Source organism: Longinema margulisiae (assembly GCF_025266855.1).
Lineage (GTDB): Bacteria > Spirochaetota > Brevinematia > Brevinematales > Thermospiraceae > Thermospira.
In genome coordinates this window covers 2,347,784-2,363,385 of sequence record NZ_CP053071.1, presented here as the reverse complement: position 1 = coordinate 2,363,385, position 15,602 = coordinate 2,347,784, and the positions used below count along the sequence as shown (strand labels likewise).

The 15,602-nt window shown below is 44.8% G+C and carries 16 protein-coding genes; 11 read left to right on the top strand and 5 right to left on the bottom strand.

The genetic code is table 11. The features are described from left to right. Position 1 precedes the first annotated feature (1 nt). The 5 genes from pstA (at position 2) to BREVNS_RS10540 (ending at position 4,718) form a co-directional block, all read left to right on the top strand. Positions 2–838, top strand: a complete 837-nt coding sequence (gene pstA / locus BREVNS_RS10560) for a phosphate ABC transporter permease PstA (protein WP_483426969.1) — start codon at positions 2–4, stop codon at positions 836–838. Beyond that, a complete protein-coding gene (gene pstB, locus BREVNS_RS10555; RefSeq protein ID WP_483426968.1) occupies positions 835–1,590 on the top strand; it encodes a phosphate ABC transporter ATP-binding protein PstB in 756 nt (251 codons plus the stop codon). The genes pstA and pstB overlap by 4 nt, the downstream gene beginning before the upstream one ends. Positions 1,591–1,600: 10 nt before the next feature. Further along, entirely contained in the window at positions 1,601–2,254 is a 654-nt protein-coding gene (phoU, locus tag BREVNS_RS10550) for a phosphate signaling complex protein PhoU (protein WP_483426967.1), read from the top strand. A 378-nt stretch (positions 2,255–2,632) separates the two neighbouring features. Beyond that, positions 2,633–3,808 carry a DUF1577 domain-containing protein gene (locus BREVNS_RS10545; protein WP_483426966.1) on the top strand — a complete coding sequence of 392 codons (1,176 nt, stop codon included), beginning with the start codon at positions 2,633–2,635 and terminating at the stop codon, positions 3,806–3,808. A gap of 124 nt (positions 3,809–3,932) precedes the next feature. After that, complete coding sequence (locus BREVNS_RS10540) at positions 3,933–4,718, top strand: tetratricopeptide repeat protein (RefSeq protein WP_483426965.1); 786 nt, start codon at positions 3,933–3,935, stop codon at positions 4,716–4,718. A gap of 71 nt (positions 4,719–4,789) precedes the next feature. Here BREVNS_RS10540 and BREVNS_RS10535 read toward each other — a convergent pair whose 3' ends face one another. Further along, positions 4,790–5,239: a methylated-DNA--[protein]-cysteine S-methyltransferase gene (locus tag BREVNS_RS10535; protein WP_483426964.1), complete on the bottom strand. Its 450-nt coding sequence runs from the start codon at positions 5,237–5,239 to the stop codon at positions 4,790–4,792. A gap of 1 nt (position 5,240) precedes the next feature. Further along, positions 5,241–6,536, bottom strand: coding sequence for an aspartate aminotransferase type Ic (locus BREVNS_RS10530; RefSeq protein ID WP_483426963.1), 1,296 nt, complete (start codon positions 6,534–6,536; stop codon positions 5,241–5,243). A 445-nt stretch (positions 6,537–6,981) separates the two neighbouring features. Here BREVNS_RS10530 and BREVNS_RS10525 point away from each other — a divergent pair, with 445 nt between their 5' ends. Together BREVNS_RS10525 and serA are read left to right on the top strand one after the other, a co-directional pair. Then, complete coding sequence (locus tag BREVNS_RS10525) at positions 6,982–7,164, top strand: ferredoxin (protein WP_483426962.1); 183 nt, start codon at positions 6,982–6,984, stop codon at positions 7,162–7,164. A gap of 67 nt (positions 7,165–7,231) precedes the next feature. Further along, positions 7,232–8,824: a phosphoglycerate dehydrogenase gene (gene serA / locus BREVNS_RS10520; RefSeq protein WP_483426961.1), complete on the top strand. Its 1,593-nt coding sequence runs from the start codon at positions 7,232–7,234 to the stop codon at positions 8,822–8,824. Positions 8,825–8,870: 46 nt separating this feature from the next. Here serA and BREVNS_RS10515 read toward each other — a convergent pair whose 3' ends face one another. Then, a complete protein-coding gene (locus tag BREVNS_RS10515; RefSeq protein ID WP_483426960.1) occupies positions 8,871–10,082 on the bottom strand; it encodes an IS110 family RNA-guided transposase in 1,212 nt (403 codons plus the stop codon). Between BREVNS_RS10515 and BREVNS_RS10510 the strand changes: the two genes are divergently transcribed. Genes BREVNS_RS10510 through BREVNS_RS10495 form a run of 4 tightly spaced genes read left to right on the top strand, consistent with a single transcriptional unit; the run spans position 10,083 to position 13,751 of the window. Continuing rightward, positions 10,083–10,283 (top strand): hypothetical protein, encoded by a 201-nt coding sequence (locus BREVNS_RS10510; RefSeq protein ID WP_483426166.1) that lies wholly within the window; start codon positions 10,083–10,085, stop codon positions 10,281–10,283. An 11-nt stretch (positions 10,284–10,294) separates the two neighbouring features. Next, positions 10,295–12,058, top strand: coding sequence for a diphosphate--fructose-6-phosphate 1-phosphotransferase (locus BREVNS_RS10505; protein WP_483426959.1), 1,764 nt, complete (start codon positions 10,295–10,297; stop codon positions 12,056–12,058). 51 nt (positions 12,059–12,109) lie between these two features. Next, complete coding sequence (locus BREVNS_RS10500; protein WP_483426958.1) at positions 12,110–12,832, top strand: nucleoside phosphorylase-I family protein; 723 nt, start codon at positions 12,110–12,112, stop codon at positions 12,830–12,832. Then, positions 12,810–13,751, top strand: a complete 942-nt coding sequence (locus BREVNS_RS10495; protein WP_483426957.1) for an AEC family transporter — start codon at positions 12,810–12,812, stop codon at positions 13,749–13,751. The genes BREVNS_RS10500 and BREVNS_RS10495 overlap by 23 nt, the downstream gene beginning before the upstream one ends. A 4-nt stretch (positions 13,752–13,755) precedes the next feature. On the opposite strand, the gene BREVNS_RS10490 is transcribed toward BREVNS_RS10495, so the two are convergent. Both BREVNS_RS10490 and BREVNS_RS10485 read right to left on the bottom strand, forming a co-directional pair. Next, positions 13,756–14,166: a helix-turn-helix domain-containing protein gene (locus BREVNS_RS10490; RefSeq protein ID WP_483428050.1), complete on the bottom strand. Its 411-nt coding sequence runs from the start codon at positions 14,164–14,166 to the stop codon at positions 13,756–13,758. Between the two features lie 188 nt (positions 14,167–14,354). Next, positions 14,355–15,587, bottom strand: coding sequence for a hypothetical protein (locus BREVNS_RS10485; protein ID WP_483426919.1), 1,233 nt, complete (start codon positions 15,585–15,587; stop codon positions 14,355–14,357). Positions 15,588–15,602 lie beyond the last annotated feature (15 nt).

The following is a 15,602-nucleotide window of genomic DNA, read 5'->3' as shown; positions in this document are numbered from 1 at the left end:
TATGGACACAACGAAAACACATCTCAAGACGAATTTGATAAAGGACAAGGTGTTCTTCAGCGTGGTATTGGTGCTTTCGGTGGTGGTGGTTATTCCACTGGTGTGGATTATTGGGTATATCTTTTTCCGCGGGATCAGTGGCTTTAGCCCTTTTCTCTTTGTGAGAGATCAGAATCAGGGGGGGATTCTCAATGCCTTAGTGGGGACGCTCTTGATTACGGGTATCGCGACGCTTATGGCTACTCCTATTGGGATTATGACAGGGATTTATCTTGCGGAGTACAAGAATCGATTTTCTTCTTTTCTCCGTACTATTGTGGAACTCATTCAAAGTATCCCTTCTATTGTGATGGGGCTTTTGGCTTATATCTGGTTTGTTGTGCCACTTCGGTCCTTTTCGGCGCTTTCGGGAAGTATTGCTTTGGCACTTATTATGATCCCTGTAGTGGTGAAAAATACAGAAGAAAATTTACGCCTGATCCCTTCTATTCTCAAGGAGGCGGCCTATGCCTTGGGGGCACCCAAGCATGAAGTGATTTTCAAGATACTGATTCCCTGTTCTCTCAGTGGGATTACCACAGGAGTGCTGGTAGGTATCTCTCGAATTTTAGGAGAAACGGCGCCACTTCTGTTTACGGCGTTTGGGGCAAGGATCCTTCATGCCAATGTGTTGAAGCCTATGGAAACCCTTCCCACGCTGATATTCAAATACGCAACTTCTCCTGTGGATGAGTGGATATCCGTTGCCTGGGCAACAGCCCTTGTGTTGACAGTTACCGTTCTTCTCATAAATCTTGTCAGTACGGTGATAGTTAAACGATGGAAGGTGAAGTTATGAAGCCACTAATCGAAGTACGAAATCTCAATGTGTTTTATGGTGAACAGCAGGCTCTTATGTCTGTTTCACTGGATTTTTATCACAACAAGGTACACGCTATTATGGGACCTTCGGGTTGTGGAAAGACAACCCTTCTTCGTTGTCTTAACCGGATGCATGAGCTTGATCCCACCGTGCGGGTAGAAGGAGAGATTATCCTGAGTGGGGTCAATATCTTTTCTCTCTCCGCCATGCAGGTGCGTCGTATGACGGGAATGGTGTTTCAGCGCCCCAATCCCTTCCCCAATATGAGTATCTATGATAACGTGATAGCGGGATACAAACTCAACAATATCCCCCTCAAGCGCGATGAGGCGGATCAGATTGTTGAAGAAAGCCTTCGAAAGGCGGCCCTCTGGACCGAGGTCAAGGACAAGCTTCATAAACGCGGGACGTTTCTTTCAGGAGGCCAGCAACAGCGTCTCTGTATTGCCCGCGCCCTTGCTATGAAACCGCAGGTGCTTCTCTTGGATGAACCAACCTCGGCCCTTGATCCGAAATCCACAAGTCATATTGAAGAACTGATTACTGAACTCAAGTCCACCGTCTCTATTGTTCTTGTGACCCATAACATTGCGCAGGCGGGGCGTGTGTCTGATTATACCGCCTTTATGTACTTGGGGAATCTGGTGGAGTATGGTCCAACAGAAAAGGTTTTCACTGTCCCAGAGGACAAGAGAACCGAGGAATACCTCTCAGGAAAATTTGGATAGGAGAAAAACCATGTCTGCAAAGGAAAAATTCACCGATCTCAAGGCAGAGATTATCAAATACGCTACTCTCGTAGAAGAAATGGTGGATAAATCCCTTACTGCTTTTTTAGAGAAGAACAAATCGCTTGCCGAAGGGGTTATCGAGTATGATGAACGGCAGGCTGATATCTGGGAAAACAAACTTGATGAGGCCTGTATCAGTTTTATTGCCCTCTATCAGCCAGAAGCCAAGGTACTTCGCTTTGCGATGATGATCTACAAAATGGCCGGGGATCTGGAGAGGATCGGGGATATTGCCACCAATATTGCCAAAGATGCCTGTTCTTTGTGTGAATATCCCGTGGATTTTCCTCTTGAAAAGTACGAAAAGATGAAGAAAATTTCTCTGCAAATGCTTCGTCAGGGAATGGAAGCCTTTGTGCAGGAGGATCCTGTGAAGGCCATGGAAGTGATTCGTGCTGATGCGGAGGTGAATGCCCTTCGGGATAGCATCAATCATGATCTGGTAGAACACATGAACAAAAGAGAAGGGGATATTCTTCCCTGGCTTCTCATGCTGAGTGTTTCTCGCCATCTTGAGAAGATTGCCGACATCACGACGAATATTGCCGAAGAGGTGGTGTATATCACCGAGGGAAGGGTGATCAAGCATCATCGGTTATAAGATTTCTTTAGGAAAGGAAAACTCCCGAGGGCATCGTTTGATGTTTTCGGGGGTTTTTCTCTTTTGGAGAAGAGAAGGGGATGCCTTCTTAGGACAAGTTCTCTCCTTTTTTTAAAAAAATTCTTTTTATTTCTTTTCATATCAAAAAATTATGTGCAATCTTTTTGAGAGAAGGCGAGAACAGAAAATCTTTCGTGAAGCCCTAAACTAAGCAAAAAAGAAGATATAAGAGAGAAAATAAAGAAAGCGACAACAAAAACAAGACCTTGTGCTTTGAGTTTCCATCTCCACAAAAAAGTGTATTCTTTTGGGGAATTCTAAATATTTCTTTTTCCTATGCCGATAAATATATACAAGAAAAAGGATAAGAGAGGCGCGATGGCTATCACAGAGGCGATCTATCAGGACGAACGAGAGATCTTCAAACATTTTTCGATTTTTTGTGCCAATAAGGTGAAGATTATTCTTCGTGAGAGAAATACAGAGTTTGAAGCCACGTGCAAAGAGTGTAAGAACGGAGAGGTCTATTTCAGTTCTGTAACCAATCCTCATGGTCAATCCCTGGAAAACTACAAGATGCGTCCTCTTGAAGCAGAGGTTTCTTTTGGTTCGGATACCTTTCTTTTTACCGCTTATCCTACCTCGGCGAATTCTATTTCGCTTCCTGATGTTTTGCGAAGTCATCCCAAACGACGTTATCCCCGTATTATGGTACAGGGGAATCCTTATATCTCCAAGATGTACACTATTGTCAGTGTCCGGGTGGTAGACCCATCGATAGAAGACAATGAACTCTCACAGAAGATTCATCTGATCATCAGTACCATTGAAAGTAACCTTGTTCGTTCAGAAAACTACTCTATGGCAAAGGTGACCCTCTACGATGGGACAGAAAAAAATGTGATAGTACAGATTTTGAAAGAGTACAAAAAGCCTTTTGTGGTTTTCAATACCAGTAATTTAGCCCTGAAAGATGAGAACTATCTTACCTATGATAATTATGTGAAGTTCATGATGGAAAAGGGGGCTATCCGTGAGGCTATCATGGCTCACTTAGACAAGATCAAGGACTTCTATGTGAAAAACGGTATCAAAAGCGAGATTATTGTTCCTCTCATCTTTGAAGAGGAAACCATTGGGCAGATTCGGGTGGTGACCCAGAGGGATTATATCAACAAGAGCCACGTGGTTCGTTTGAACTCTCTTGCTGTGAATGCTATTGATAACCTGTTTACCAAGTGTTCGTTTGAGGTGGTGGCAAAAGAGCCTCAGCCTGTGATTGATCTTGGGGTGATGGGCATCAAGATTCAGGTAACGGATCCAGACCTTTATAAGTATATTCGTTTGGGGAGAAGGGTGTATATTCAGCTTTATTTTCCCGACGATACGGTGATTAAAACCATGGCAACGATTGTCAATGTCTATGATGATACCCCTGAAGGGCACAAGCCGATTGGGGTGAAGTTATCAAGCAATCTCGACTGGAAAGATAAACGCAAACTTGAGGAGTTTATTCAGTCTGTTATCCGTCTTCAAAAAACCCAGCCTTCTTGAGAGAACGGGTTATCTTCTTTTGACTTTTTCAGAGAGACGGGGCTTTTCTTTGTGGAAAAAAGATTCTTTATTGGCAAAAAAATAATTTTCTCTTTACTATGTACAAAATGAAAAGGAGAAAGGTATGTTTTCTCAAACAAAAAGCAAAGCGATATTTGAGAAGGCTATGTCAGCCTATTTAGCATGGGATAATACGGAGGAAGAGTGGAAAAAGGTACTCAGTCTTTTTGATGAGGCAGCAAAAGATCCAGAACTCACTCTTCCTGCGCTTCTGATGAAATATAGCCTTCTTGATGATCCGGATGAAGAGGAAGAGGTGATAGAGAGGCTTTTTAGGAATTTTCCCCAGTCAGTAGGGGTATTACTTGCTATATGGCGATATTATCTTCTGAATGAAAAAGAGATAGAAGCTAGAAGAATTCTTCAGAAAGCAAAAAAACAACCTCTTTTTTCTGCATGGGATGCCCTTATTTTAGGGCGTTTTTACGTAGATTATGAGAACAACAAAAAAAAGGCGATGCAAGCTTATACGCAGGGTATTGCCATGGATCCCACTATCCCATGGCTTTATATCTACCGGACAGAGTGTCAGACTGATGAGAAAAAGGTTATTGAGGATCTCACCAAGGCTATTGAACTTTTGCCTGAGGAGGAAAGCCTTTATGAGATGAGGGCTGGATTTTATGATCTGGTGGGCGAGATTCAAAAAGCCGTGCAGGATTATGAGTGGTTGCTTCAGAGGCGTCCTGATGATCCGGAGATTCTTTACTTGTTGGGGAGTTGTTTACTGGATCTTGATGAGAGAGAAAAAGGGAGAGCCTATCTGGAACGGGTAATTCAACTTGATCCAGAAGGAGAGATGGGAGAAGGCGCACAAGAACTCCTTGATGAACTTGATGAGGGAAAGTAGAGAAAAACTCTGAGAAAAGGCTTATATCAACGAAAAGGTGAGATTTAGACCAGAGCCAGCCTTCTGAGGAATCAAAGAGAAAACCCTTCGTTTTTCAAGAGAAGTCTTTTGAAAGCGGGATTGGGTGTATAACCACCCAATTCTTTTGGAAAGGCATGGCTTACCACTCTATGGCAGGGTATCACGAGCGGAAAGGGATTACGGGATAGGGCTCTTGCGACTGCTCGAGTTGCTTTGGGTTTTCCTATGAGGCGGGCAATCTCCCCGTAGGTTCTCACTTCTCCCCGTGGGATGGAAATGACGTGGCTAAAGACGCTCTTTTGAAAAGGGGTGAGAAGGTTCTGGTTATAGGGCGGCCAGGTTATCTCTTTGCCATTCAAATAGTCTATAAAAACCTCACAGAAAGGGTGGTTATCAGAGGGATGGGTGGAATCAGGGAGAGAGAGTTCCACTCTCTGAAGGACGCCATCCTCCTCTTCAAAAAAGATCGTCAAAAGGGGATGAGAACAACGCCATCTCATCTTATTTCTGATGAAGCATCGAACGAAGGGAGGCTATAGCAATACAGAGGGAGATGACTTCCATGGCTTTTTCGATCTCTTTGAGAGAGGGATAAGAGAACGCCAAACGAATAGAGGTGTCTTTTGGGTCATTTTTGTAGGGGAAGGTGGAACCAGCCGGGGTGAGTTTGACCCCTGCTTCATGGGCAAGAGAAACCACCATCTTGGCACAGCCAGGAAGGGTGTCCAAACTCACAAAGTAGCCTCCCTTGGGGTTCGTCCATCTCACAATTCCAAGGTTGGCGAACTGTTCTGAAAGGGTACGAACAACGAGGTCTTTTTTGGGACGAAGGATATCGGCGTGTTTTTTCATATGACTTTCAAGGGACTGTTTGTCCTTGAAAAAGAGAGCGTGTCGGAGTTGATTGAGTTTATCGTAGCCTATGGTCTGGATGCCATAGTGCTTTTTGAGAGCCTCTAAGTTTTTCTTGCCAGTAGCTACACAGGCTACTCCACCTCCGGCGAAGGTAATTTTGGATGTTGAGGAGAAGATATAAAACCTATCCTCACAGTGATGGTTTTTGGCCTCTTCAAAGACATTCAAAAGATGGTCTCCGGGGTAGTCGATATGATGAATAGCATAGGCATTGTCCCAGAAAATACGAAAATCAGGAGCAGCAGGCTTGAGAGTGACAAAAGCCTTCACCACCTCGTCCGAATAGGTGATTCCTGTGGGATTGGAGTATTTGGGTACGCAGAAGATACCTTTGATAGAAGGGTTGGATTCTACTAAGGAAACCACGGTCTCCATATCAGGACCATTGTCTCCAAGTCGGACAGGGATCATCTCAATCCCAAGATGTTCAAGGATGGCAAAATGTCTATCATAACCCGGAACAGGGCAAAGGAAAGAGATTTTTTCTTCATCTTTCCAGGGTTTATTTCCTCCAGGAACACCGTACAGCATCGCCTGGACAAGAACATCGTACATCAGGTTGAGACTGGAATTTCCACCGACGAAGATATTGTCAGCGGGGATATCCAATATCCAGGAGAAAAGGCGTTTGGTCTCAGAAAGACCATCTAATACCCCATAGTTGCGGCAGTCGGTATGGTTTTCACTTTTGTAGTGTTTTTCATCTACCAGAGAAAGCATGGGAAGAGAGAGATCAAGTTGTTCAGGGCTTGGCTTTCCTCTCGTCATGTCGAGGTGGAGTTTTTCTTCTTGAATGGATTTGTATTGTTTTTCCAGCTGGTCAAGAAGGACTTGCTTCTCTTGCGGGGAAAGTTCGTAAAGGTTAGCCGGCAGAAAAGCCATAGACATCTCCGCTTTCTTTTTTTTGTCTTTTTATTGTAGCGAAAAAGGTATTTTTTTGCAAAAAAGAAGGGGGGGTATTTGCTTTTGTCAGCCAACCAGTGACTTTTGTTGAAACATGGAAAAAAACATTGGTACGGGACCCTTGCACGAGTATTTTTTCCCTTTCTGGGTCAGGGGCTACGCCCCTGAAACCCCGCTTTTTCTGTTTACAAAGGCTTATATGCCTTTTTTCATCTAAAAAATAGGCTTGTTTATTATGAAAAGGAATATTTTTATACCACTTTCTGTTTTCTATTACTTTCTTGAGACCTTTGCACATTCGTGCAAAGGTCTCGGTACATCTTTTTCTTTGAAATGACGTTTTCTTTGGTAAAAAAGCCTCTTTGTTGAAAAAAAAATCTCTTTATGCTACAATAAATCCTCAATTTTTTTCCAGGAGGACTCTATGGCAGTAAAGATTGACCAGGCCACCTGTATTGGATGTGGGGTGTGTGAAAGTATCTATGCCGATCTTTTTGAGATGCAGGCAGATGGCAAGGCTCATGTGAAACCTCTCTCTGAGTATGACGCTTCCTTGGCCAAGGATGCCGCCGATCAGTGTCCTGTAGGGGCTATTTCGGTCGAATAAGCCAAAAAAGGGGGCGGGGAGTTTTGTGGACTTCGTGAAAGGGAAAAGATAATAACAAGGAGTATATATGTTTCGTATTTTAGTCACAGATAAACTCGATGCCGAAGGGGTAGAGATTCTCAGGCGTTACAAAGAGTTTGAGGTGGTGGAAAAGGAAACCCTCAAGGGAGAGGCCCTGATCCAGGAGCTCAAGGGGTATGATGCGATCATCGTACGGAGTGAAACGAAGCTCACCAAAGAGGTGCTCGAGGCCTCTGAGGGACTCAAGATTATCGCCCGTGCAGGAGTGGGAGTAGACAATATTGATGTTCCCACAGCGACGAAGAAGGGTATTGTCGTGGTGAATGCTCCTTCGGGGAATACGATTTCGACAGCAGAATATACCTTTGCCATGATGATTTCTCTTGCGAGAAAGATTCCCTTTGCGCATGCCTCTATGCAGCAGAAGGTATGGGATAGAAAAAGCTTCAAAGGGGTGGAACTCCTTAACAAGACCATTGGTATCATTGGTCTTGGTCGCATTGGAACAGAGGTGGCCAAGAGAGCCAGGGCTTTCGGGATGAGGGTTCTCGGGTATGATCCCTATCTCTCTGAGGAAATGGCTCAAAAGCTTGAAATTGAGCTTGCTTCTCTTGAAAAGATCTACAAAGAGTCTGATTTTATCACCGTCCATACCCCTCTCACTGAAGCTACCCGTGGACTCATTGGCAAAAAAGAGATTGAGATGATGAAGAAATCAGTCCGTATCATCAATTGTGCTCGTGGAGGGATTATCGATGAGGCGGCTCTTGCTGAAGCTCTCAAGAGTGGGCGGATTGCCGGGGCAGCTATTGATGTGTATTCCAAAGAGCCTCCCTTTGATTCCAATAACCCGCTTCTCGACGCTCCTAACTGTATTCTTGCTCCTCATCTTGGGGCTTCAACCTCAGAGGCTCAGTACAATGTAGCCATTGAAAGTGCTGAGGCTGTGGCAAACTTCTTGCTCCATGGTATGATTGTCAATTCAGTGAATATGCCTTCGGTAAGCAAAGAGGACTTCAACCGCCTCAAGGCGTTTGTGCAACTCTCTGAAAGATTGGGGAATATGGCGGGTCAGATTCTTGAGGGACAGCTTGAGGCAGTGAGAGTGGTGGGGCATGGAGAGATTTCGTCAAAGGATGTCAATCTTCTCACCCGTTCTCTGTTGAAAGGGCTTTTTATGCCTTTCTTGGGTGATACCGTGAACTATGTGAATTCTCTTCCTACCGCTCAGTCCAGGGGTATCAAGATTGAGGAAGTTATGGATGATACTCCCTGTGAATACACCAATCTTCTCAAGGTGATAGTGAAAAGTGACAAAGAAGAACTGGAACTCTGGGGAACAGTGTATGCCCAGTCTCATGGCAAGATGGTGAATTTCAATAATTACTTCTTTGAAGCTACACCTTCGGGAAATATGATTCTGATAGCCAATGATGATGTGCCAGGTGTGGTAGGAAGGGTGGGAACTATTCTTGGTGAAAGAGGTATCAACATCGCAAATATGCATGTTGGTCGCAAGAAAGAAACCAAGAAGGCTTTGATTTTAGTGTCTATTGACCAGAAGCCCGAAGAGGATGTGCTGCAGCAGTTGGCAAAAGTACCTGGTGTAAACAAGGTGAAATTTTTGGTGGTGGAATAGCATGGCGTTAGCCGTGTGACAAAGATAAAGGCAGAGGAGTCAACTATTATAAATTCACCTCCTGAGGGAAGGAGGTAAGGCGAAAGGGGTCGAAGGTAGTTTGATGAGAGAGCATGGCGTAGAGGAGGCGAAGGAGTTTGTGAGCCACGCAGAGATTGGCCTTTTTAGCAACACGGGATTGAGCAAATTTGAGGTTAAAATACTCACCGAAAGCGGGGACAAAACGTCTGACAGAGCGAGCGAGGAGAAAAAGGATACGTCTGAGGTGACGGTTCCCTCGTCGAGAGATATGGCCTGTGGTCGAGGACTGTCCGGATTGATAAATAGCGGGGTCAAGACCTGCGTAAGCGATGAGTTTTTTGTAGTTCTCAAAACGGCTGATAGAGCCTATTTCGGCGAGGAAGGTAGCGGCACCGACAAGACCTATACCAGGGACGGAGGTAAGGATCTGTATTTCAGTGGGAAAAGCCTGAAGGGCGAGGGACTGGATGTGAGCGTCAAGTTTCTCGAGGTGCTCCTGGAGGAAAAAGAGCTGGCTTATAATGTTCTGGAGAACGTTTTCCTCGGCGGAGTCTGGAGAAGCGATGGAGGAAGAGGCGAGTTCTTTGATTTTAGTGATGGAGAGGCGGGATTTTCTGCCCCGTTTGTTTGGTGGGAAGAAGGCCTCGAGGGAACTTTCAGAGGCCTTCTGGATGGCGGTAGCGCCGGGGAAAGCCAGGAGGAGAGAAAGGAGGCTCTTTGGGTAACCTGTGGTGTACTCGAGGATTTCGGGGAAACAGTCGAAAATGGCGTCCTCGAGGAGGTTTTTTACCATAGCGATGAGGGTAACGACTTTTTCACGGTAACGGGTGAGGCTACGGAGTTCTGGACATGGATGCCGGAAGGGTTTTTCGAGGGAATGATACTGGGAGAGGAGAAAAAGAGCGATGTGATGAGCATCGATGGAGTCAGTTTTGGTTTTTCGAAGGGAGAGTCTGGAAAACGTTCGTGTCTGAAGTGGGTTAAGCACGAAAGTGCGGAAACTCTGAGAGGTCAAGAACCTGAAAAGATGGTGGTGATAACCGCCGGTAGATTCAAGACCGACGACCAGACTCTCCTTTGGGTAAATCGAGAGAAGGGTGAGGAGTTTGTCAAAGCCCTCTCTCTCCATGGGGAGGGCAGACGAGTGAAGGACCTGCCGCTGGTCGTCAAGGACACAGACGAAGAAATCTTTTTTGGCGACGTCGATACCGACGAAAAGGGTTGGGGTGTGAAGCATATGGCTTCCTCCTTATGGAATTTTGTGGTTTCTGGCAGGTCCTCCCACTCAAAACTCCATTATGACAAGGGCTTCTTAGCCCAATCAACTTATGATGAGTACGGGAGGCAGGAGACAGACTCCTCTAAGGGCTCTTCTGGCCCAGGAAATATTCGTCTTCCTGCCAGATGGGTGGTTTATTATAAAGGGAATTTTATGTAGGAGGATAAACGATGTCTCTTCAGGATATGTTGATAGCGATGGAAGATCATAAGTCTCTTTTTGAGCAGGAGATTCGTAAACTCAAGGTGCCAGTTTGCAAGGTGTTTCTCAAGAATGGGAAGATTGTGCCAGCTGTGTTTGCCAAGTCAAATGAGGTTATCGGTACCAGTGATAGGGACGCGGTGAATAAGCAGTTTCCCAAAACAGTAGCCAAAACAGAGAACAAAATCCTGAAGGCTACAGGGAATTTGGAGAAAAAGGTCACAGGCAAGCGTGTGGCTGTGCTTTTCTCCGGTGGTCCTGCAGCTGGTGGGCATAATGTGGTGGTAGGGCTCAAAAAGATTTTAGGCGAGGGCAATACTCTCTTTGGTGTGAAGAACGGACCCAAAGGGCTTCTTGAGGGAACGCTTTTTGAGATTACCGATGATATGGTAAGAGAGATTGTCAATACCGGTGGATTTGATTTCTTGGGTTCAGATAGAACCAAGATCAAAACAGAAGAGCAGTACAATGCGGTGAAGGAAACCGTCAAGAAGTACAACCTGAATGCCATTGTGGTGATTGGTGGTGATGATTCCAATACCAATGCGGCTATCTTGGCTGAGATTTTGTTTGATATGGGTGTTCAGGTGATTGGGGTTCCCAAGACTATCGATGGGGATCTTCAGATTGGTTCGTATCTTCCCATTTCCTTTGGTTTTGATACGGCTACCAAGATTTATGCTGAATTGGTAGGAAATATTCTTCAGGATACGCCTTCCTCTCGAAAGTACTGGCATTTTGTGAAACTGATGGGACGTGCCGCAAGCCATGTGGCTCTTGAGGTGGCTCTCCAGACTCGTCCTGCTATTACAATTATCTCGGAGGAAGTCAAAGAAAAGAATATGTCTCTTGATGCCCTTGTGCAGTCCATCGCTGATGTGATTGCCAAGAGAGCGAGCAAGGGTATCAATCATGGTGTCGTGGTGGTTCCTGAAGGACTCATTGAGTTTATTCCTGAGATGATGAGGCTCATTGCTGAACTCAATGAGGTGATGGCTCACTATGAGTCTGATCTACAGGCTATTCAGACAATGAACGAAAAGAAGGATTTTATCTACAAGAAGCTTCCTGCAGAACTGGCTAAACTCATGGCTTCTCTTCCTGATGAGTTTGAGAATATGCTTCTGCTTGATCGCGATTCTCATGGAAATCTTCAGGTTTCCCAGATTCCTACGGAGAGACTCCTTATCATCATGGTAGAGGAGCGTCTCAATGAGATGAAAAAGCATGAGGATGAGGTTCGCCATCTCAATATGACAGCAGAAGAGTACGCTCGTTTCCAGAAGTTCAAGTTTGCGACAAATAGCCATTTCTTTGGGTATGAGGGACGTTGTGGAGCTCCTACGCTCTTTGATGCCGCTTATACTTTGAACCTTGGACTTGCGGCAGGTTCACTCATCCTTGATGGTCATACAGGGTATATTGTGGCTGTAACGGATCTTCAGAAGGGAGGGGATGTGTTGGCTTTGCCTCTCACAGGTCTGCTCAACATTGAGCGCCGTCATGGAAAGGATGAGATGGTGATCAAGAAGGCTCTCGTAGAGACCAATTCTCCGGCATTTCTCTTCTTTGCCAGTCGGCGAAGTGTATGGGCGGAGAAGGATCATTTTACCAGCCCTGGTCCTCGTCAGCTCTGGGGTCCTTCCTCGAAACAGTTGCCTGTTTCCGTGGCCCTCAACCAGGGGTATCAGTCACTCTCTTTTGATCTTGGTGAAGAGGTTCAGGTGTACTAAGATACAGGCTGTCCGAAAGGACAGCCTTTTCTCTTTTTACAAGGAGGGAAAATGGAGAGTTGTCGGGATGTGAAAGAACCGGAAGAGGGATTGGAAAAAGAGGTGTGTTTTGTGGCGGCGCATTCTATGGAGTTGCCAAAAAAGCTGGCTAAACTGATAGGAAAAAGATGGCCGGCTCTGGCGAGATATGAGGGTGTTTTGTGGGGGCTTACAGGGGTAGGGGAAAAAAATGTCAGGCGGTTTTATCAGTTTTTAGATGAAAGGGGAGAAAAAATCAAAAGGATGGTGGTGATAGGTTTTGCTGGTTCTCTTGAGAAAAGGGTTACAAAAGGGACGGTGGTGAGTTTGAGTTCGGTGAGGGATACGAAAGGGGGGAAGTACCCTCTTTGTCCTCTCCCAGCTCAGAAGGTGGTTGTGGGACTTGAAGTGAACCACTGGACGGATAAAGAGGAAAAGAAAACACTCAAGGAAAGGTTTCCGGAGGTGTCGGTGATTGATATGGAGACAGGAGCGCACGCCAAAGAGTGCGAAAAGAGGAACATTACTCTCTCCGTGGTGAGGGTTATTTCGGACGACTTGAATGAGAAGCTTCCCCGTGTGTCTTTTATTGCGGAGGGAGTAAGGTCTCTACCCTGGAAACGGTTATTGGAAAACCCTGTGCTTTTCTGGAGAGGGTTCTGGTTTTCCTTGAGGTTGTGGGGATATCGTCGCAGGCTTACGAAGTGGGTGAAAAAATGGCAGGAGAGTGGATATGATTTTCTGGAAAACGCTTGAAGCCGTTGGAATTTTTTTGGGGCTTGGGGTGGTAGGGTTTGTGCTTCTTGCGAGAAAGGCGATCGCCAAGGAGGCGCTTTCTACGCTTTCTTTTCTTTCTCTTGATGTGGCGGTACCGGCTTTAGTGTTCTATGATATGATGGTGCAGTTTTCTCTTGAGAAATATCCGTTCTGGTGGCTGTATCCTCTGGTGTGGATTGGGTCGTTTGTGGTTTTGTGGTTTTTGTCGTGGCTTTTTTCTTTCTTTTTCTCTATAACCTATCGGAAAGAGGTGTTTGTCTCTCTTCTCTATCCCAATGCGATTTTTATTCCTCTCATTCTTTTGCCCTCAATTTTTCCTGAGAAACCGGGGATTACGGTGGACCTTTTTCTTTTTACGGTTTTGTTTTCTTTCTTTCTTTTTCAGGGGTTTGGTTTTTTTTATGGGGGAAAGAAGCAGAAAAGTTTCAGTCTCCAGAAACTTTTTCCTCCCCTGGTGGTGATGCTTGTGGGGTCGCTTGCTCTTCATTATGCGGGATTACGCCCCCTTGTGCCGGGTTTTGTGATAGATGTGGCAAGAAGGATTGGGGTGCTTTCTATTCCGCTGCTTCTTTTTGTGATTGGGGGAAATATCTATCTTGATCGTCATGAGACCTCAACTCTGCCCTTGAAGGCCAAGATAGGGTTTGTTCTTGTGAAAAATATGGTGTTTCCTCTTCTTCACCTCGGTATTGTGGGGCTTTTGCCACTTCCACCTCTTTTTCGGTTTTTGGTGTTTTTGCAGAGTGCTCTTCCACCGGTAACCGCTTTGCCGGTGCTTGTTGAGAGGGAAGGGGGGAACCGTATGGTGGTCCAGTCTCTTTTCCTCTGGGGTGTGGTGGGGCTTGTGGTGACGCTTCCTGTGGCTCTGTGGGTGTATGAGATGGTGTATGGGGTGTAGGGGCTTATTCCAGGGCTGATCTGAGAATTTTAAGATATTTATCAAGGGAAGCTTTGTCGGTATTTTTTGATTTTAGCAAAGTATAAATAATGCTCTTAATAATCTCGTTATTTACCAGCTCCAGGAAAATAAACCAGAGATGCTTATCGGTTTTGATTTTTTCTATTAGCTGATTTTCCTGGGGAGGGATCCTCTTGTGAGATATTTTGCAATGATCTTCTTCATGATATTCGGAAAACATATTTTCTTCGTCTGCCAGTAACCAGTTCAGGTTCACTTTATATAATTTCCGTATTTTTTGGAGTATTTCTCCATCTGGATAGGTTTCGTTTCTTTCAATCCTTGCTAGAGAGGAAAGAGAAATATCAAGTTCTTTTGCCATCTCCTTCTGAGTAAGTCCCAATAAGCCCCTTATTTTTTTTGATTACGTTTCCAACAGGAGACCTGGAAGAGGGAGAAAAGGATAAGAAGTTAACCCTGGCCCAAAAGATTTTTGTTAGCTGTAGTATACAGGGAACGTTTTAGATAAACAAGTTTTTTCTGGGGAAAAACACCCTTTTCAGGCCATGCAACAGGGAAACAAGTATGTCCTCTCCCCATGTTTTATATCACATCCTGCCAGTAGACACCATCGATAGCCTCATCACGGTTATAGTAGTAATGCAAACGTATAGCAAGAACATTGGTTGCCCCTTCTCTTTTCCATACCCCCACATCCATTCTCTGGTTTATGGTTCGCATCACCCGTTCTGCCCTTGAGGTTGTTCCTGGCAAACCGTCTCCACTGTCACAGGCGAACATGTCTTTTTGAGCACGTAGGAGATAATAAAAACAATGTTTGCGCCTTTTTTCTTGAAATGAAGAAAGAAGATTCTGGATGTGCTGCTTTCGCTGGCTTTGATAGCCAAGTCTTGTTTGCCAGTCATTTTTATATCCCAAGAAACAGGCTTTCCCTGTTTCAGCAACAATATTTGTCCACTCACAAGAACGATATTTCACTCTATCAAGACGAAGAAAATGCTTCAATTGATAACTCACATGCCACAAACATCGTTGAAAAACGATACCGGGATGTTTACCCTGGTTAATCCCTGTATCTCCATCAACAACAAGAAAAAAACGAGAAAAAGAGTGTTTTTCTTGAATAGGCTGAAGAAGCTTGTCCCAACCAGTACGGTAATTATCAACAAGAAGGCCTGCTATTCTGGTATTTTTTCCTGTCAAAGGGGAGGCTTGTTGCCTTTCCTGCAAAAGAATTTTGACCTCTTCTCCTTTTTTCTTGCCATGAACAGGAATACCTGTCCCATCAGCCTCTCCACAAGATTTTTCTTTTTCCAATAGGCTGAAATGTATCTTTTTCCCAATATTTTGAAGGTTTTTCCAGAGGGTACTCAGACCTATTTTATAGCCTGTGAAGGAAAGAATCCGAGCAGCTACTCGATATGTGGTAAGAGCCCCGGCTAAAGCCACTCTGTAGATATCTTTCAGAATTTGTCTTTTTCGCTTTTCTACACCAAGAAGAGATCTCGTGAGAAAAAGTTTTCTTCCACACTTTTTGCATTGAATCTGGAGTTGAGGAAGAGTGATTTTTCCAAAGGGCATCAGAACAAAAAAGGTGTTTTTTCCATGCTTTGTTTTCCATATGAAGTGATGTTTTTCTCCGCATGTACAGCTGATGTGACCTTCTTTTATTTCTTTTTCTGCTGCTTCCACGGAAATCTGATGAACAAATGACTCAAACACTCCTTTGATAGCCTGTAGAAAAACCGCCAACAGTGTCTCAAGTTTTGTATCAGGGTAGTCGATAGTCAAAGTGAAGGTAAATTCTTTACGCATGGGTTCCTCCTTGTG